General features: G+C 34.3%; 21 protein-coding genes. 9 read left to right on the top strand and 12 right to left on the bottom strand.

The window, feature by feature from the left end:
- Positions 1-1,041 (top strand): oligosaccharide repeat unit polymerase family protein, encoded by a 1,041-nt coding sequence (locus IJ258_RS02875; RefSeq protein ID WP_292802613.1) that lies wholly within the window; start codon positions 1-3, stop codon positions 1,039-1,041.
- A gap of 54 nt (positions 1,042-1,095) precedes the next feature.
- Here IJ258_RS02875 and IJ258_RS02870 read toward each other — a convergent pair whose 3' ends face one another.
- Positions 1,096-2,010 (bottom strand): restriction endonuclease, encoded by a 915-nt coding sequence (locus IJ258_RS02870; protein WP_292802610.1) that lies wholly within the window; start codon positions 2,008-2,010, stop codon positions 1,096-1,098.
- A gap of 254 nt (positions 2,011-2,264) precedes the next feature.
- On the opposite strand from IJ258_RS02870, the gene IJ258_RS02865 reads away from it, so the two are divergent.
- Together IJ258_RS02865 and surE are read left to right on the top strand one after the other, a co-directional pair.
- On the top strand, positions 2,265-3,464 hold the full coding sequence (locus IJ258_RS02865; protein WP_292802607.1) for a P-loop NTPase fold protein: 1,200 nt from the start codon (positions 2,265-2,267) through the stop codon (positions 3,462-3,464).
- Between the two features lie 39 nt (positions 3,465-3,503).
- Positions 3,504-4,280 (top strand): 5'/3'-nucleotidase SurE, encoded by a 777-nt coding sequence (gene surE, locus IJ258_RS02860; RefSeq protein ID WP_292802604.1) that lies wholly within the window; start codon positions 3,504-3,506, stop codon positions 4,278-4,280.
- 5 nt (positions 4,281-4,285) lie between these two features.
- On the opposite strand, the gene IJ258_RS02855 is transcribed toward surE, so the two are convergent.
- The gene (locus IJ258_RS02855; protein WP_292802601.1) at positions 4,286-4,429 is read right to left on the bottom strand and encodes a hypothetical protein; all 144 of its coding nucleotides are present in this window, start codon (positions 4,427-4,429) and stop codon (positions 4,286-4,288) included.
- A gap of 76 nt (positions 4,430-4,505) precedes the next feature.
- Between IJ258_RS02855 and IJ258_RS02850 the strand changes: the two genes are divergently transcribed.
- Complete coding sequence (locus IJ258_RS02850) at positions 4,506-4,703, top strand: LSM domain-containing protein (protein WP_292802598.1); 198 nt, start codon at positions 4,506-4,508, stop codon at positions 4,701-4,703.
- On the opposite strand, the gene IJ258_RS02845 is transcribed toward IJ258_RS02850, so the two are convergent.
- The 5 genes from IJ258_RS02845 to IJ258_RS02825 all read right to left on the bottom strand — a co-directional run bounded on the left by IJ258_RS02845 (position 4,700) and on the right by IJ258_RS02825 (position 9,601).
- A complete protein-coding gene (locus tag IJ258_RS02845) occupies positions 4,700-5,704 on the bottom strand; it encodes a methanogenesis marker 12 protein (RefSeq protein ID WP_292802595.1) in 1,005 nt (334 codons plus the stop codon). The two genes, IJ258_RS02850 and IJ258_RS02845, sit on opposite strands and share 4 nt — an antisense overlap.
- 80 nt (positions 5,705-5,784) lie before the next feature.
- The gene (gene ilvC, locus IJ258_RS02840) at positions 5,785-6,777 is read right to left on the bottom strand and encodes a ketol-acid reductoisomerase (protein WP_292802591.1); all 993 of its coding nucleotides are present in this window, start codon (positions 6,775-6,777) and stop codon (positions 5,785-5,787) included.
- Positions 6,778-6,891: 114 nt separating this feature from the next.
- A complete protein-coding gene (locus tag IJ258_RS02835) occupies positions 6,892-7,419 on the bottom strand; it encodes a carbonic anhydrase (RefSeq protein ID WP_292802588.1) in 528 nt (175 codons plus the stop codon).
- 1 nt (position 7,420) lies between these two features.
- Positions 7,421-7,906 carry an acetolactate synthase small subunit gene (ilvN, locus tag IJ258_RS02830; RefSeq protein ID WP_292802585.1) on the bottom strand — a complete coding sequence of 162 codons (486 nt, stop codon included), beginning with the start codon at positions 7,904-7,906 and terminating at the stop codon, positions 7,421-7,423.
- Positions 7,907-9,601: an acetolactate synthase large subunit gene (locus tag IJ258_RS02825; RefSeq protein WP_292802582.1), complete on the bottom strand. Its 1,695-nt coding sequence runs from the start codon at positions 9,599-9,601 to the stop codon at positions 7,907-7,909.
- Positions 9,602-9,701: 100 nt separating this feature from the next.
- Between IJ258_RS02825 and IJ258_RS02820 the strand changes: the two genes are divergently transcribed.
- Together IJ258_RS02820 and IJ258_RS02815 are read left to right on the top strand one after the other, a co-directional pair.
- Positions 9,702-10,034, top strand: coding sequence for a DUF2085 domain-containing protein (locus tag IJ258_RS02820; protein WP_292802579.1), 333 nt, complete (start codon positions 9,702-9,704; stop codon positions 10,032-10,034).
- Positions 10,024-10,281, top strand: a complete 258-nt coding sequence (locus tag IJ258_RS02815; RefSeq protein WP_292802576.1) for a zinc-ribbon domain-containing protein — start codon at positions 10,024-10,026, stop codon at positions 10,279-10,281. The genes IJ258_RS02820 and IJ258_RS02815 overlap by 11 nt, the downstream gene beginning before the upstream one ends.
- Here the strand turns inward: IJ258_RS02815 and argF are convergent.
- The 3 genes from argF to purD form a co-directional block, all read right to left on the bottom strand.
- Entirely contained in the window at positions 10,278-11,186 is a 909-nt protein-coding gene (argF, locus tag IJ258_RS02810; protein WP_292802573.1) for an ornithine carbamoyltransferase, read from the bottom strand. The genes IJ258_RS02815 and argF overlap by 4 nt on opposite strands.
- A 63-nt stretch (positions 11,187-11,249) precedes the next feature.
- The gene (locus tag IJ258_RS02805) at positions 11,250-12,035 is read right to left on the bottom strand and encodes a TMEM175 family protein (RefSeq protein ID WP_292802570.1); all 786 of its coding nucleotides are present in this window, start codon (positions 12,033-12,035) and stop codon (positions 11,250-11,252) included.
- Between the two features lie 64 nt (positions 12,036-12,099).
- The gene (gene purD, locus IJ258_RS02800; RefSeq protein WP_292802567.1) at positions 12,100-13,410 is read right to left on the bottom strand and encodes a phosphoribosylamine--glycine ligase; all 1,311 of its coding nucleotides are present in this window, start codon (positions 13,408-13,410) and stop codon (positions 12,100-12,102) included.
- A gap of 113 nt (positions 13,411-13,523) precedes the next feature.
- On the opposite strand from purD, the gene IJ258_RS02795 reads away from it, so the two are divergent.
- The 3 genes from IJ258_RS02795 to IJ258_RS02785 are packed head-to-tail and all read left to right on the top strand — an operon-like array spanning position 13,524 to position 15,833.
- Entirely contained in the window at positions 13,524-14,894 is a 1,371-nt protein-coding gene (locus IJ258_RS02795) for an MATE family efflux transporter (RefSeq protein ID WP_292802564.1), read from the top strand.
- Entirely contained in the window at positions 14,884-15,303 is a 420-nt protein-coding gene (locus tag IJ258_RS02790) for a MarR family winged helix-turn-helix transcriptional regulator (protein ID WP_292802561.1), read from the top strand. Before IJ258_RS02795 ends, IJ258_RS02790 begins: the two co-directional genes overlap by 11 nt.
- On the top strand, positions 15,300-15,833 hold the full coding sequence (locus tag IJ258_RS02785) for a nitroreductase (RefSeq protein ID WP_292802558.1): 534 nt from the start codon (positions 15,300-15,302) through the stop codon (positions 15,831-15,833). The genes IJ258_RS02790 and IJ258_RS02785 overlap by 4 nt, the downstream gene beginning before the upstream one ends.
- A gap of 79 nt (positions 15,834-15,912) precedes the next feature.
- On the opposite strand, the gene IJ258_RS02780 is transcribed toward IJ258_RS02785, so the two are convergent.
- Positions 15,913-16,038 carry a hypothetical protein gene (locus IJ258_RS02780; RefSeq protein ID WP_292802555.1) on the bottom strand — a complete coding sequence of 42 codons (126 nt, stop codon included), beginning with the start codon at positions 16,036-16,038 and terminating at the stop codon, positions 15,913-15,915.
- A gap of 39 nt (positions 16,039-16,077) precedes the next feature.
- Positions 16,078-16,668, bottom strand: a complete 591-nt coding sequence (locus tag IJ258_RS02775; protein WP_292802552.1) for a hypothetical protein — start codon at positions 16,666-16,668, stop codon at positions 16,078-16,080.
- Positions 16,669-16,996 lie beyond the last annotated feature (328 nt).

The raw sequence follows: 16,996 nt of genomic DNA, 5'->3' as shown, positions 1-16,996 counted from the left end.
ATGAAAAAATATGACTTTTTCAATCCACTGATTGTTGTAGCAGGCATACTTGCATTTCTGGCGATGGGATATGTCGGATCATTCAACTACAGATTTGATGACCCGCTAGACATGGGAGTTATTTTAACTGTTATTTTTGCATGCATAGTATTTACAGCAGGATTTATAATTTCAAAACATAAGATAAACATTGAAAATACAGAAAAATACGATTTTTTATCAAAGAACTTATTGTTAAGCTTGACAATCATTGCATTAATACTGCAGACACTTAATATAATATTACTGGGAGGAATACCATTATTCAACTCCACACTTAAGGCCAATGCAACAACAAACATCTGGAGAGTTGCATATCCTCTGTTTTTAATAGCCCTCAATTTCCTGCTTGCAAAATATTATGAGAGAAAATACCTGATTTTAATAATTCTAGGAGCATTGATATTTGGTCTTAACGGATACAGAACTTCCGTTCTGGGGATTTTAGGAAGTTCATTTATAACATTGTATTATCTTGATAAGATTTCCAAAAAATTTGGAATTCTCTTCATTGCAATAATCATAGCAGGACTTATGGCAGTGGGATACATCGCTTCACAGTCAATTGCAGGCCAGCACTGGACGCTCAATCCGCTGGAGCTTATTTTCTACCGTGCAGCATTTACACTTGAGGTATTTGAAAAAATCATTCCGCTGGCCGGAACAACTCATGGCCATATTCTTGGCATGATATTTTCATCAGGAAGCCCAAGGACATTCATCGGTGAATATGTGCTTAAGTATACTGTCTGTTTGACATCTACATTATTCGGACCGGTAATGCTTGATTTCGGATACATTGGCCTTACAATTCAGATGTTGTTTATGGGATTGTTTTTAGGATTAATCCACATGATAAAAAAAGGAATTGGAATCGGAATCTATTCCATAATACTGACACATACCATAATCTGGATTGAAACCGGTCCAACAGACATCATGATCTGGTTTTTATACCTAATCGGAATAGCCTATATAATCATCAGCCTAAAAAATAGTTAAAAAAAACACAAAAGCAGTATGAAAAGTCATACTGCCGAAAACCACACTACAGTTTTAAACGAAAATCAATATTATCAATATAACTAATGAAATGAAGAACACAAATGTTCCTTTCACTATAAAATCAGCATTTCTATCAGTGTACAATGACAATCCATAAGATAGTGCCAATGCAACAAACATTTCAATCAGACCGGTAATGCCTGAATCCATTCCAAGCAAGCTGCCTGCAATGAATGATATCAGGTATGAAAAGATTACAACAAGTAACACCAGAACAATCGGATTGCTGATGAGCCTGAATACTGTTGAATCAACACCTAATGAAGATGCTCTTGTATCATAGTTATACAGATTGGTTTGACCGTAAGGATCCAAGCTACCACTGCTTCTCTGTCGGTTAACCCTATTTAAAATTGAAGATAATCCTCCTGTTTGCGGTTCATCAATCTGCCTGTATAAAGTGTTTTGATAAACATAAGGATTGTTGTTCCTTCTCTGCATCAGATACTCCATATCAGAGGCATCATATGCATATTCCGGATATTCCTCATCGATATATGCTGCCGCTCCACCGTCATAAGGAGTATTGTCAAGAGTTGTCTGGTTGGTTCTGTCCTGATACTTTTTGGCAAGTTCCAAAAGGTTGTCACGGTCAACGAGCTTGATGTTTTTTCTAAGAGCATAGTTTTTAGCCTGCTCGGAAAAATACGCTGAAGTGACAATAGTTACCTTGGAAGCCTTAATGCTTGCCTGCACATCTTCCATTTCCTTCAGGACATCTACACCAATTCTGAACTCTTTTTCATAATTTTTACACGCTACAACTACACCAAAGTCCCCAATTGTTGTGGGTAGAATTGCGTATATGTCAATGACTTTTTGAGAGGTTTTAAAATTCTTATAAACCTTAAAACCAGAATCCTCCATTACTTTCGCTATAAAATTAATTAATTGTGGTTTTTCCAAGTTTCCACCCGCATGTGTTTTTTACAATAATATTATATTTTATAGATTAAATTGTTATTAAAGTTTTTTATAATAAAAATAATTTTCATCTAATTTAATGTAAAATAACTTATTTACAAAGTTAAAACAATATTGTAATTATTTTAAAAAATTAACGATAATAATTCTTAAAAAGAAATAATAGATAAAGTATATATAATTTAAAAACAAAATAAATAATTAAAATTATAATTCATATAAAAGGACTGTTCATTATGCAATTTACATTAAATGATTTTCCAGATACTCCCTTTGAACCAGGAAGACCAGTATCCCCATCAAATTTTAAAGGCAGGAGAAATGATTGTATCAAAATCATACGTTATCTTCCAGGAGTTATTAAAAATGGCACACCGGAACATTTTTTCATAACAGGAAAACGTGGAATGGGTAAAACTTCATTTGTTCAATATGTTTCAAGAATAGCTGAAGATAATTTTCAAATGATTCCAATACATTTCAATAATAATGACGGTTCAAGTGTTGAAGAACTAATTTTAAAACTTATCGAGAAATTATCCGATGAATTCGACAAAGGATACTGGGGAAAAAATTTTATAGGATTTTTAAAAAGGATTAATGATATTAAAATTGCCGGAAATGGATTTTCTTTAGAAAAACAAGAATCATTAATATATGACATTAAAAGTAATTTTGCACAATTACTTATAGAAATATGTGAAAATTTTGAAAATAAAGGAATATTTTTTATAATTGACGATATTAATGGATTATCAGACAATGTTGAATTCACAAATTGGTATAAAAGTCTGTTTGAATCAATACAATTTAATGAATATCATATCCCGGTAGTATTTACCTTAATAAGCTATCCTAAAGAATTTGAAAATTTATGTTTGATAAATGAATCATTTTCCAGAATATTCAGATTAATAGAAATTGACAAGTTGGAAGATGAAGAGATTGAGGAATTTTTTAAATATACCTTTGAAAATATGGGATATGAATTTAAAGATGACAAATCATTGGAAGCCATGATATACTACAGTTGGGGCATGCCATTAATTATGCAGCAAATTGGTGAATCAGTATTATGGAACATTGAAGAAGATGCAATAATTAATGAAAAAATTGCTATTGAAGGAATATTAGATGCTTCTATAGAATTAGGAAACAAACAGATTAAAGCAAAATTAAATAAAATCAGAAGCGAACATTACGAAGATATTCTCATTAAACTAGGAAAATATGGTCTAATGGAATTTCAAAAATCAGAAGTTAATGATATTTTAATTGATAGTGAAAAAAAAGTATTAAACAGATTTTTACAAAGAGTTAAAGAGTTAAATATTATTGAATCTGTTGGAAGGGAAAATAGTGGAGAATATGCTTTTGTTAACAGATTATATTTTGCATATTTCCTTATCAGATCCATTAATGAGAAAGATAATTGAACCTAAAATTATTTAAAAACAAAATACTGAATAATGTATATGAAAGCTTTAATCAGTAATGATGATGGAATAACTGCTTCAGGAATACTTGCAAGTAAAAAGGCAGTTGAAAACTTATGTGAAACCTATGTTGTTGCTCCCGAAACACAACAAAGCGGAATAGGTCATGCATTAACATTATATGAACCTTTAAGAGTCAATGAACACACTTTAAAAGATGGAAGCAAAGGCTACGGCGTTACCGGAACACCAACAGATGCTGTGACAATAGCTTTATTTGAAATAATGGATGTGAAACCTGACATCATGATTTCAGGAATAAATACCGGTTTCAACATCGGTAAAGCCGAGCTTACAACATCAGGAACTTTAGGTGCTGCAATTGAAGCTGCAAGCTTTGGAATTCCAACCATTGCTATATCACAGGAGGTCACACGTGACGACATCAAATTCGAAAACGGTGAAAACCAGGTGAACTTCTCATTTGCAGGTAAAATGCTTAATAAAATAGCTAAAATCGTTTTAAAAAAAGGTTTACCTGAAGGAATTGACATATTGAATGTAAATATTCCTGCGAACCCTTCAGATGATGAATTTGAAATTGCACACTTAAGTGAAAGGATGTATCTTCCTGTAATGGACAAACGCCTTGATCCCCGTGGAAAGCCATACTACTGGATAGGCGGCGAACCATATACTGATTATAAGCCTGGAAGTGACGGTTATGCTTTACGTAATTTAGGCAAAACCACTGTAACACCAATAAAAATTGATCAGACAAGTGATGTTGACCTATTACGTGAATGGTTAGAATAGATTACCTATAAGTTTAAATCTTTAAGTATTTTATCTCTTTGTTGGCGAAGATCATTTAAAACTTCTTCGTCCTTACATCCATCTCTTTTTAACTGTTCAATTGTTCTTGTAATTGCTTCTAAATTTTCTTCTAATTGATTAATTGCCATAGTATATATTATAAATGTCAAACTATTTAAAGTTGAAATTCCATAATAAAAATAGATAACTCAAGGATTTGAAATAATGAGCGAAGATAATGTAAACAAACTTTTTACACAATTTAAGAATAAATATGTAAGTGTTGATTTAAGAGGAGATTACCAGACCGAAGGTAAAGTAATCGCTATTGATAACTATTTAAATCTTGTATTAGAAAATGATAATGGCCTTGAAACCATCAAAGGCGGAAATATAATTTTTATTAGTTTAAAAGAAGATTAGATATTAACTTCAATACCTAATATTTCTTTTCTACCACCATAAACATCCATTGCTATTTGAGCCGCACCGATTGCACCAGATTCTTTTGAAATTACTTTTAACTCATATTTTCCCTTAAAGTATTTATCAATTTCATCCTTAAAGTTGAACGGTTCAGCTGCACTGCCTACAGAACCAGTTAAAACTATTCCTTCAATCGGATTTCCACATACCACATCCAAACCGGCGATTTCCATTGCAACAGTCATGATTAATGTATCGATTGCAAGCTTTGCCTTTTCATCCCCTTCACGGTAGTTTTTCAAAAGCTCATCCTTCATGTTTGCAACCTTACCGTCAATATCTGCAATCTTAATAGCTCCAGCATGTGAAAAGCATCCGTTGGCTGATGCACCATTTTCATCTATATCTCTAAGCATCTCCAAATCAAGCGGTCCGTGAACTATTCCCATTGCACCCAGACATGCATCGATTGCACCTTTTATTTTACCGTCTTCAATTAGGATATCCACACTGTTTGATGAGATATCGGCAACGATGAAATTGCTCCATCCGGTTTCTTTAATCGCATTATATGAAATGCTTACCTTTTCTGGACTTGCCTGGTGTGAATATGCAGCTCTGAATAATCTGTCCAAAGAAGTAGAGTCCTTGTGAAGACCCGGAATCATAATCAAAGGCAGGTTTAACTGTTCGAGTTCATCAAAGACACTTGTTCCGCCACCAGTAACCTTACCTGCACCGTTTATTGACAATATTCCACGGTCCTTTACCTGACTTACAGGTAAAATCTGGTTTATTCCATCCCCCATAGCATATGTGACAGCCATCAGTTTAACTTCATTTAAATCAACCCGTTTGGTCAACTCTTCAGTTGCACTAACAAGTCCTTTTTTACTTTCTTCTCTTCCAATTTTAAAAACATCAATCACTTCGCCTTCATCAGACATGATGCAAAAAGATATTCCAGTTGTACCATGATCCATTCCAATAAAAGCCATATAAAACTCCCCATAAAAAACAATTAAAAATATAATTAATGATAAAAACAGAATAATAAAAAAAAGTTTAAAAGATGAATTTAATCATCTTTTTGTAATCCACAAGCTTTTCTAAGTCTGGTACCGACAATTTCAATTTCTTTTTGACTTTCAGCAGCTCTCATTTCTTTTAAGTTAGCTCCGTCAGTCGCATTTTCATCAGCCCATTCTTTTTTGAATGTACCATCTTGGATTTGTTTTAAGGTTTCTTTCATACCTTCTTTTGCTTCATCAGTAATGATTTTATTACCTCTGGTCAATCCACCAAACTCAGCTGTGTTACTTACATCAGTCCACATTCCAGCGAAACCTTTTTCATAGATTAAATCTACGATTAATTTTACTTCATGGCAGGTTTCAAAGTAAGCGATTTCAGGCTGATAACCTGCTTCAACTAAAGTGGTGAATCCTGCATTGATGAGTTCAGTGATTCCTCCACATAAAACTGTTTGTTCACCGAAAAGGTCGGTTTCAGTTTCTTCTTTGAAAGTGGTTTCCAATACACCAGCTTTGGTTAGGCCACATGCTTTTGCCATACCTAATGCTAATTGTAAAGCGTCACCGGTTGCGTCCTGTTCGACTGCTACTAAACCTGGAATACCGAATCCTTCTTCGTAAGTTCTTCTTACCATAGATCCCGGTCCTTTAGGTGCAAACATTACAATGTTTACGGTTTCATCAGGTTTGATTAAACCGAAATGAATGTTGTAACCGTGAGAGAATGAAATGGTGTTTCCAGCTTCAACGTAAGGTGCAATTTGTTCTGCATATACTTTTTCCTGGATTTCGTCAGGAAGTAAGATGTGAATGATGTCTGCTTCTTTTGCTGCATCTTCAATGGTTTTTACAGTCATTCCATCTTCTTGAACTAAGTTCCAAGAACTACCGTTTTCTCTTACACCAACAATAACGTTAGCTCCACTGTCAGCCATGTTTCTGGATTGTGCTCTTCCTTGGGAACCGTAACCGATAACTGCTATGGTTTTTCCTTCAAGAGCATCTGTATTTACATCGTCGTCATAATACATTTTCATAATAATCACTTGTAAAAATTAAGATATCTAATAAAATATCACATAATAAATATGATTTTCAATGTTAATAAAAGTAACTTTTAATATTTAAAAAAAATTAAATAAATAGATGGATTAGTAACCATCTACTAAAACTTTCAACTCACCTGTAACAATGTCAATTATAAGACCGTGTACTGGTACATCTGGGATTAACGGGTGGTTTTTGATTTTTTCAACAACGTCTTTAACGTTTTCTTCTTCTGATTCAAATCCGCCAATCCATTCAGCCAAATCATATTTAGCAATGTCTTCCTCTTTAATGCCACGTGCAAGCATTTTTTCTTTTAATGCTTCTGCATCAGCCCCTGCCATACCACATTCAGTGTGACCTACAACCATCACTTCTTCAGCGCCAAGGTTGTATAAAGCTGCTCCGATGGACCTGATTGCATCTTCACCAACAATAGAGTTTCCAGCGTTTCTAACGATTTTTGCATCTCCTCTTTTAAGACCGAGTGCTGGTTCAAAGAAATCAATTAATCTGCAGTCCATACAAGTTAAAATAGCTAATTTTTTAGCTGCATGGTGAGACATTTCTTCGCCTTCAAAGTTTTCCACAAATTCCTTATTGTCTTTTAATACATTTTCTAATATAGTCATTTTATACCCCCCTTGACATGGCTGTAAGGCCTGTACGGGCTATTCTTTTAATACCAAAGTTTTCTACTAAAGATATAAATGCATTAATCTTCTCCTTATCTCCGGTAAGCTCAATCATCAATGCTTCTTCTGTAACATCCAAAATATGAGCTCTGAAAATATTTGAATATTGCATTATTTCTGCTCTTGCTTTTGCATTAGGAACATTTACCTTAACAAGGCATAATTCCCTTTTTACGGCATTTTTAGTAATATCTTTAATCTTGATAACATCAATTAATTTATTCAATTGCTTTGTGACTTGTTCGAGATCTTTTTCATCAGCATGAACTGTAATTACCATACGGGACAGACCTTCCACTTCTGAATTCCCAACAGTTATGCTGTCAATGTTGAATCCTCTTCTGTTAAACATTCCGGCCACTTTCTGCAAAACTCCCGGCTTGTCTTCAACGAGTGTTGAGATAACGTGATACTGTAAAGTCATTTAAATCACATCCTTTTCAAGTTTATATTCACCAATCATCTCATTGATTCCGGCTCCAGGCGGAAGCATTGGTAATGCCTCTTCAGAGTCGATTACAACATTCAATAAGACAGGTTCGTTATCTTTAATGGCTTTGCTTAAAGCCTCTTTTGTCTCACCAGGTTTTTCAATTCTAACTCCTGCAACACCAAAACTTTCTGCGAGTTTTACAAAGTCCGGACTGTTTCCAAGCAATGTCTGTGAGTGTCTTTCATTATATAATAAACTTTGCCATTGATATACCATTCCTAAAGTCCTGTTTTCCAATACAATTGCTACAACAGGTAAATCATATTCTCGAACGGTTGCAAGTTCCTGACATACCATTAAAAATCCTCCGTCACCGTTGATCGATACGACAGGATCATCAGGACATGCCACCTTAGCACCGATAGCAGCAGGGAACCCGAATCCCATTGTTCCAAGTCCTCCTGAGGAGATGAACTTGCGAGGTTTTTGAGTGTCAAAGAAGTGTGCTGCCCACATCTGGTTTTGACCTACATCAGTTGTTATGATTGATTCAGGTGTTAGGGCTTCGGCGATTTCCTTTATGACAGTTTGAGGTTTTAAAGGAACATCATCATAAGTTACACGTGGAAGCAACTCATGTTTTTTAGCTTTAATCATATCTGCCCATTTATTAACTTCATCAGATGCAGTATATCCTTTTAAAACTTCATTTAGAGATGATAAAATGTTACGTGCATCTCCAACAATCGGTAAATCTACTTCAACATTTTTTCCGATTTCAGCCGGATCAATATCAATGTGAATGACTTTTGTATCAGGCAGGAAACTATCCAATCTGCCAGTGGTTCTGTCTGAGAATCTTACACCAATAGCTATCAATAAATCAGATTCATTAATGTAATCATTGGAAACCTTTCTTCCATGCATACCAAGCATACCCAATGCCAAATCATCAGTTTCATCAAATGCTCCTTTACCTAAAAGTGAAGTCATGACAGGTGCATTAATTGTTTTTGCCAATGTTTTTAATTCACAGCATGCATTTGAGATAATGACTCCAGCACCAGCCAATATCATTGGCTTTTTAGATTCTTTTATTAAACTAGCTGCCTTTTTAATCTGTCTAATGTTTCCTTTAACTGTAGGATTGTAACCCGGAGTTTCTATTAAGGAATCGTCAAATTTGGATAATTCCCCTTCCTGAACTTCCTTAGGAACATCAATCAAAACAGGCCCAGGTCTTCCAGTTGAAGCAATTTCGAAACTTGTTTTAATCATTGATGGGATTAAATCAGGGTCTTTTGGCTGATAGCTATGTTTAGTGATAGGCATTGTAATTCCAATGATATCTGCTTCTTGGAATGCATCATTTCCTATTAAATGAGTAGGAACTTGACCAGTAATTGCCACAATAGGAGAAGAATCCATATAAGCTGTTCCTATACCAGTTACAAGATTGGTTGCTCCAGGACCAGAAGTTGCCAAACACACACCCACACGACCAGATGCTCTTGCAAATCCATCAGCTGCGTGAGCTGCGGCCTGTTCGTGTCTTACCAGTATATGATCAATGTCTGCATCATATAACATATCATAAAACGGTATGGTCTGTCCTCCAGGATAACCAAATATTGTTTTAACCCCCATATTTTTGAGGGATTCTATTATCGCTTCTCCGCCTCTCATTGTAATAACCTTTTTTATATATTATAAGATAAAATATGAATACAAAAATATATATAATTATTGAATTAACATTAATGTTGATAAAGTGTGTTGAAAAAAAATGAACATTACCAAATATATCTGCCATCGAATCCCTGAAAGGAGTTTTTTTATTAAAGGTCATCAGTTTCCAGTCTGTGCAAGATGCACCGGTTTTTATACTGGACTGGCAGCCTATTTAATAGTGCATATCTTTTTTAAACATACATATGACATTAAAATGTTACTTATTTCAATGATTCTGATGGTTCCTGTGGCAATTGATGGTGTTACACAGTATTTTGGCCCAAGAGAAAGTACAAATACTTTAAGATTTATAACCGGATTTATAGGTGGAATAGGTTTAATAATCTTTTTAAAAATAATTTTAAGGTGGATTTTGAATGTTTTGTAGAAAGTGTGGCGAAGAAAATCCTGATGATGCAGTCTTCTGCAGAAATTGTGGTGTTAAACTAAAAGAAGAAGTAAAAAAAGCAGAAGTGATTGACACTCCTGTAAGCAATAATCAAAATAGTAATACTTATCAAAAAACTACAACCAGTACTAACTCATCAAAAAATGATTCAATGAACTGGATTGCCTGCTGCTGTATAGGATTATTTGTTGTATTTATACTATCCGCATTATTTAGTGGATTCTAATCCTTTAAATAGTAATATAAAACAGCCTTTTGGGCATGCATTCTGTTTTCAGCCTCATCATAAATAACAGATTGTGGACCGTCAATAACATCACTTGTTACTTCCTGACCTCTGATTGCCGGCAAACAGTGCATGAATATAGCTCCATCATTTGCCAGACTCATTAAATCGTTATTAACCTGGAATGGTGCAAAATCAATTTCTCTTTGTTTAGCTTCAGCTTCATCGCCCATACTAACCCAAACGTCAGTGAATACCGCATCAACATTTTCAAGGGCAACACCAATATCGTCAGTGATAATGATTTCAGTATTGTTCTCTTCAGCGTATTCCTGAGCAGTTTTAACAATTTCTTCGGCAGGTTCATAACCTTTAGGACAAGCTAAAGACATGTCCATTCCTAGTAACGGAGCAATTAATAAAAGGGAATTGGATACATTATTTCCATCACCAACAAAACAGATTTTTTTACCTTCCCAATCACCTAAATGTTCCTTTATTGTCAACATGTCGGCGAGTGCTTGGCAAGGATGTTCAAGGTCAGTCAGTCCGTTAATAACAGGCACGTCAGCATGTTCAGCCAGCTCTTCAACATCAGAATGTTTAATTGCACGAATCATTATTCCATCAACGAAACGGCTTAAAACTTTTGCAGTGTCTAAAATTGGCTCTCCTCTACCCATCTGCAAATCATTTGAAGATAAAAAGATTGCTCTTCCGCCTAACTGATACATTCCAACATCAAAAGAAACTCTTGTTCTTGTTGATGATTTCTGAAAAATCATTGCTAATGTTTTGCCTTCAAGAGGCTTTTCCTCAACTTCGCCTGCTTTGATTTTACTAGCTAAATCAAGAATGTATTTCACATCTTCTTTAATATCACTAACAGATAATAAACTGGCCATTTAAAATTCCCCTTTAAAATATAATAAAAATAAATATCTTTTGTTAATATATATTAAATGTTTCTATGACTTCATTCTAAAATTGATATCCCTTAATGTGGATATCACAGGAACCAATAGGAACAGGTAAATGAAATTACTGGATATATTGAAATCCAAAAGATTTACACATACAGTCAAGCCCATAATGATGAAAAATGTATTGTAAATGTATTTTCTCTCCTCTTTGGAAGGCATTTTTTCCAAAAATCCTCTATTATATGCATAGGCAAACATGAGTATAAATAAGACTATTGTAATCAATATATTTATCCCAAAAATCACTTCAGCTAGGAAAAAATGAGAATAGTTACCAATTATTGAAGTTGAAAATGGAATAAATGAAATGGATGCCAAATACAAAATATTGGCCCATAAGTAAGGAATATTTAAATTATTGATTTTGATAAATTCATGATGATATACCCAAAAGGAACTGACAAGAATGAAACTGACCAGAGTAACACCAAAGGTAGGGGCAATTGAATAAATAAAACCTATAAAATCACCATATGTCAAAAGCTGTATTTCAGGTAATGCCATTCCAAAAACCAAAAGGGTCATTACCATTCCAAAAATTCCGTCAGTAAGTCCCAACAGTCTTCCTGGATCTATATCAACATCCCTTTCAAAAGATTGCTTGAATCTTTCATAAAAACTGGTTTTGATATTATCAACTTTGTCTTCTACAGCCTGATTTTTTGAGTATTTCTCCTTCAGCTCATTTGTAAGATTTTTGATTTTTTGAATATCTTCATCATCCATCTCATCGGCCATGTCTGTAAGTTCAGAATTGATGTAATTTCTCAAATCTGGAGGTATCTCAAAATCTTGCCTTTTGATAATATCACCTTAAAAAAAAGAGAAAAGAAATTTAGTTTAAAATTTCTTTCATGTGTTCGACACGTTTGTTTACAAGGTCAGCAGTACCGACATCTCTTCTGTGGTAAACGTTACCTTTAACAAATTCACATGCCTTTTCAGCTATCTTTTCAGCTTCTTCAATTGATTCACCGCTAGCCACTATACCTAATGCTCTTGAACCGGACAAGTGAATTCCATCACCTTCCTGACTTACAGCTGCATAGAATACTTTTGCGCCAAGTTCCTCAATAGCTTCCTCGTCAACTTCAATCAATTCACCGGCATACTCTGTTTCAGGATATCCGTCAGGTACTATGTATTTGCACACACTTGCTTTGTCTTCAAATTCCACTTTATCCAAGGTTCCGTCAACGATTGCCTGACAAACTTCAGCCAATGGTGTTTTAAGTAAAGGCAATACGTTCATTGCTTCAGGATCACCAAATCTTGCGTTATACTCGATTAATTTAGGTCCGTCAGCAGTGAGCATGAACTGACCATATAAGATTCCTTTGTATGGTTCAGCTTCCTCAGCAATAGCTTTAATGGTATCTTGCATGATTTTAACTGCCTTATCATAATCATCCTGAGTCAGGAATGGCAATAATCCTCCGACATCAGAGTATGAACCCATCCCACCAGTGATTGCTCCGACATCTCCTTCAAATGCATGAGGATGATCCTGTGCTGCAGGCATTGGAGCCAAGTGTTCACCATCACAGAATGCCTGGATTGTAAATTCTTCACCAATTAATCTTTCTTCAATGATTACCTGAGCAAATCCGCCCATTACATTGTCAATTACTTCACATGAATATTCTTTAGCTTCCTCATTGTCTTTTAAATGGTCACCGACAATCTTTACACCTTTACCGCCTGTCAATCCAACAGGTTTTACTACTACCTGAGGTTCAAACTCATCCAAAAATGCTGATACATCTTCAGAGTTGTCAAATACTTTATAAATCAATGACCCCTCGATTTTGTAGTCTTCAAAGAGCTTTCTCATAAATGACTTATCGGTTTCGATACGTGCTGCGCTTTGGGTTGGTCCAACACATTTAATTCCATTTTTCTGAAGTTCATCAACAATTCCTTTTCCGAGCGGTGCTTCAGGGCCGATGAATGCAATGTCAATGTCATTTTCAACTGCATATTCAGCTACTTTTTCAACTTCACCTTCATCACCTTGCTTGAATTCAGCAATTTTGCTCATTCCAGGGTTAATCTTACTCATGTAAACATATAATTCAACATCATCCTTTAGGGCATCAGCGATTGCATGTTCACGGGCACCAGTCCCAACAACTAAAACTTTCATGATATGAATCTCCTATTAAGTTAAAGTATATTTTTAAAAATATTTAACATTAACTTTAAATACTAACACTTGCATATACAAGAGTATAGTTGCATATGCAAGAGAGGTAAATTATGGAAAAAAATGAAAATATAGAAATGATAACAGGAGATCCAAAAAAAGCTATAAACAAATTATCACTACCAATTATAGCCAGCATGTTTTTAATCTTTGCAAACAATATTATTGACAGTATATGGGTTGCAGGACTTGGAGCAGAACCATTAGCAGCACTGGGATACATCACCCCACTATTCATGGTTTTAGTAGGAATCGGAAACGGAATCGGAGCAGGTGGTAACTCACTGATTTCACGTTACATTGGAGCTGAAGATACGGCTTCCGCAAACAATGCCGCAATACACAACCTGATTTTGGGAATAATTCTATCAATAATAGTTTCAATAATATTATTGGTATTTTTAGAGCCATTACTTAACATAATGGGTGCAAGCAGTGTTTTAAATTATGCAATGGAATATGGAATCATCATATTCTCATTTTCATTTGCAATGCTTCTTCCACCAATATTCGGAGGAGCATTCAGAGCTGAAGGAGATGTCAAAAGGGCAACAATACCAATAGCCATAACAGCAGTAATTAACATGTGCATAGACCCTATTTTCATATACACCCTCAATCTTGGAGTGGCCGGTGCAGCATGGGCAACCGTTCTAGCACATATACTTTCAATAATAGCTATGCTTTATTGGATGCTAATCAAAAAAGACACATACCTTAAATACGGAAAAAAATACTTCCACAATAACCTGTCAATGTATAAGGACATTTTAGTTGTAGGAATTCCTGCAAGTCTTGAGCAATTAATATTATCTGCATTAACCATAGTGGTCAATTTCATGCTCACACTCGTTTCAGGCCCAGTGGCAGTAGCGGTTTATACTGCAGGATGGAGAATAATAAACATCGGAATGTTGCCTGCAATAGGAGTCGGAACTGCATCAATATCCGTTGCAGGAGTGGCATATGGTGCAAGAAAATATGAAAACCTGAGAGTGACCGCAAGATATGCTGTTAAAGTAGCACTGATAGCTTCCATAATTGTTGCAATCATTTTAAATATATTTGCAAACCAAATTGCATTCGTATTTTCATACTCTGAAAGCAGCGCACAGCTTGAACCATTAATTGCAAGTTTTATTCAAATAATGTGTCTGTTCATCCTTTATGTACCATTTGGAGCAAGTGCAGGTAATGTTTTCCAGGGAGTTGGAAAAGGAACAATATCCTTTATTCTTACAACCTTCAGGGAATTCGTCCTAGTGCTGATATTTGCATATGTGCTGGGATTCATATTCAACATGGGTGAAACCGGAATCTACTACGGAATGCTTTTGGGAGGAGGAATTGGATCACTTATATGTTATGCATGTATTGAACTATACATAAACAAGCTCATAAGGAGTCGGGACAATGCCTCTTGATAGCAACCTTCCAACAGTACCATTCATCTCCATAATCTACAGAGAGCATGCAAAATACCTGAACGAAAAGGTAAAAGCTGAAAACTTAAGTTTCGGCCTTTACCCATTGCTGATTAAAATCTACAACAATGAAGGAATCATACAGGAGCAGCTGGCACAAAGCTTTCATTTAAACGAAAGCACCATAACAAGAAACCTTAAAAAACTTGAAGATAAGGGATTCATTGAAAGAATACCTGATAAGAGGACAAAAATCATTAAAGTAACCAGAAAAGGTGCAGAAACTGCACAAAAAGTGATGGATTATGATGAAGAATGGGATGAAAAGATAAAAGGGATAATCGGCAAAGATAAATATGATGATTATTTAAAAACTCTTAGAAAAATATCAGAGGAGATTATACTATGAACGAAACAATTAAAAACCTTAAAACAAGAAGAAGCATCAGAAAATTCAAAGACAAACAAATCGCAGACGAGGATTTAAAAACAATCCTGGAAGCAGGAACATATGCGCCAACCGGACAGGGAAAACAATCTCCAAAAATAGTCGTGATTCAAAATCCAGAAAAGATTAAGGAATTTTCCGCATGGAACAGAAGCTTTTTCCCGGTTCCTGTACCTGATGATATGGATCCGTTCTATGGTGCAAAAACCCTTTTAATTGTATTGGCCGATTCTGAAATGCCAACATGGAAGGAAGATGGTGCAAGCGTTTTAGCAGTTTTAGTAAATGCAGCTCATGCAGTTGGTGTCGGGTCATGCTGGATTCACCGGGCATATGATGAATTCAGTAGCGAAAAAGGAAAGGAACTTTTAAAAGAATGGGGAATTCCTGAAAGATATGATGGAATCGGACATGTTGTTTTAGGATATCCTGATATGGAAGCGCCAAAGCCACTTCCTAGAAAAGAAGATTACATCCACTATGTGGATTAAATCTTTTTACATTATTTCTAAGTGATGTTATTTAATTTTAATTCTTGAGAAAAACCCTCACCATCTATTTTGAGAAATATCATTCATCATTTATTAAACTACTATTTTTACGTTTTTTATCCATTTCCTCTTCACGTTCCATTCGACGCTTTTCAAGAAGTTTATTTATAGTTGCTTTTGATTTTTCCTTTGGTACAAAATTCATATTAATCGCCTACTATCAATAATTTGATTTTTATAATATTTAAAGTATTTCTTCATAGTTTTTTAACCATTCAAGTCCATTTATTTTTGTCATGACTAAAATATCAGTATCTACACTAACAGACTCAATTTCAGAACTTGTTCTTTGTTTAATTGCAGTTAACCTAATTAAAATATCTGCAAAAAGACAAAGTAGCCATTTAGGAAGATTTTCTATAGAGTATGAAGTATTTTCTAGTGCATCTAATCTAAAGTTTTCAATATATTTTGGAATTTTTGAAAACTCATTTTCTTGTTCAATTTTGAGAAACTCAATAATTTTATCAATATTTTCAATCTTCTCTTTTTCTAAATCAAATTTTAAATTATTCACTATTGCTTCGTTTGCATCAAGAATATATCTCAAAATAAACTCATTAAAATCTTCATTAACACCAGTTATGAAAGCATATGCTTCTTCATTAATGGCAAAAACTTTTACAATTGGTTCTTTTGAATCAATAACAGAATCAATCACTTCATGAATAATTTTACCATTTTCATTATAGTAAAGTTCAATTTCAAAAAATGATGGATAATGACTTTGATAATTATATCCAACAATGACAATCCCAGTTACTTCAAATTGCAACTCAAATGAAAATATTTCCCATAATATTTCATTATATAAATTTTTATCAATTTTCTCTGGTAGGACATCATTAAATTCATTTGAATATTTGGAGTATTTTTTAATGAAAGGACAAATTTTTTTCGCTGCCTTTGATTAATAACATTTTCAAATCCGTTCTCGTTAATATCAAATATTAAATCTTGTTTATAGTTTTTCTCTAAAAGTTTATACCATTTAGTTCAAGCCAATTTTCATAAAATGATTTTGATTCGATAATGTCATAGAATTTTTCTTCAAACAAGTTTATTAATTCTTTTGTGGAATTATAAGTTGTTTTGTAGATTGT

Origin of the sequence: Methanobrevibacter sp. (genome assembly GCF_017468685.1) — an archaeon.
GTDB lineage: Archaea > Methanobacteriota > Methanobacteria > Methanobacteriales > Methanobacteriaceae > Methanocatella.
Note: the sequence above shows the minus strand (reverse complement) of the source record. Positions and strands in the feature narration are given on the sequence as shown.

Coding starts and splice junctions, on each gene's coding strand:
- IJ258_RS02875 (WP_292802613.1), top strand. CDS start 1: ATGAAAAAATATGACTTTTTCAATCCACTGATTGTTGTAGCAGGCATA.
- IJ258_RS02865 (WP_292802607.1), top strand. CDS start 2,265: ATGCAATTTACATTAAATGATTTTCCAGATACTCCCTTTGAACCAGGA.
- surE (WP_292802604.1), top strand. CDS start 3,504: ATGAAAGCTTTAATCAGTAATGATGATGGAATAACTGCTTCAGGAATA.
- IJ258_RS02855 (WP_292802601.1), bottom strand. CDS start 4,429: ATGGCAATTAATCAATTAGAAGAAAATTTAGAAGCAATTACAAGAACA.
- IJ258_RS02850 (WP_292802598.1), top strand. CDS start 4,506: ATGAGCGAAGATAATGTAAACAAACTTTTTACACAATTTAAGAATAAA.
- IJ258_RS02845 (WP_292802595.1), bottom strand. CDS start 5,704: ATGGCTTTTATTGGAATGGATCATGGTACAACTGGAATATCTTTTTGC.
- ilvC (WP_292802591.1), bottom strand. CDS start 6,777: ATGAAAATGTATTATGACGACGATGTAAATACAGATGCTCTTGAAGGA.
- IJ258_RS02835 (WP_292802588.1), bottom strand. CDS start 7,419: ATGACTATATTAGAAAATGTATTAAAAGACAATAAGGAATTTGTGGAA.
- ilvN (WP_292802585.1), bottom strand. CDS start 7,906: ATGACTTTACAGTATCACGTTATCTCAACACTCGTTGAAGACAAGCCG.
- IJ258_RS02825 (WP_292802582.1), bottom strand. CDS start 9,601: ATGAGAGGCGGAGAAGCGATAATAGAATCCCTCAAAAATATGGGGGTT.
- IJ258_RS02820 (WP_292802579.1), top strand. CDS start 9,702: ATGAACATTACCAAATATATCTGCCATCGAATCCCTGAAAGGAGTTTT.
- IJ258_RS02815 (WP_292802576.1), top strand. CDS start 10,024: ATGTTTTGTAGAAAGTGTGGCGAAGAAAATCCTGATGATGCAGTCTTC.
- argF (WP_292802573.1), bottom strand. CDS start 11,186: ATGGCCAGTTTATTATCTGTTAGTGATATTAAAGAAGATGTGAAATAC.
- purD (WP_292802567.1), bottom strand. CDS start 13,410: ATGAAAGTTTTAGTTGTTGGGACTGGTGCCCGTGAACATGCAATCGCT.
- IJ258_RS02795 (WP_292802564.1), top strand. CDS start 13,524: ATGGAAAAAAATGAAAATATAGAAATGATAACAGGAGATCCAAAAAAA.
- IJ258_RS02790 (WP_292802561.1), top strand. CDS start 14,884: ATGCCTCTTGATAGCAACCTTCCAACAGTACCATTCATCTCCATAATC.
- IJ258_RS02785 (WP_292802558.1), top strand. CDS start 15,300: ATGAACGAAACAATTAAAAACCTTAAAACAAGAAGAAGCATCAGAAAA.
- IJ258_RS02780 (WP_292802555.1), bottom strand. CDS start 16,038: ATGAATTTTGTACCAAAGGAAAAATCAAAAGCAACTATAAATAAACTT.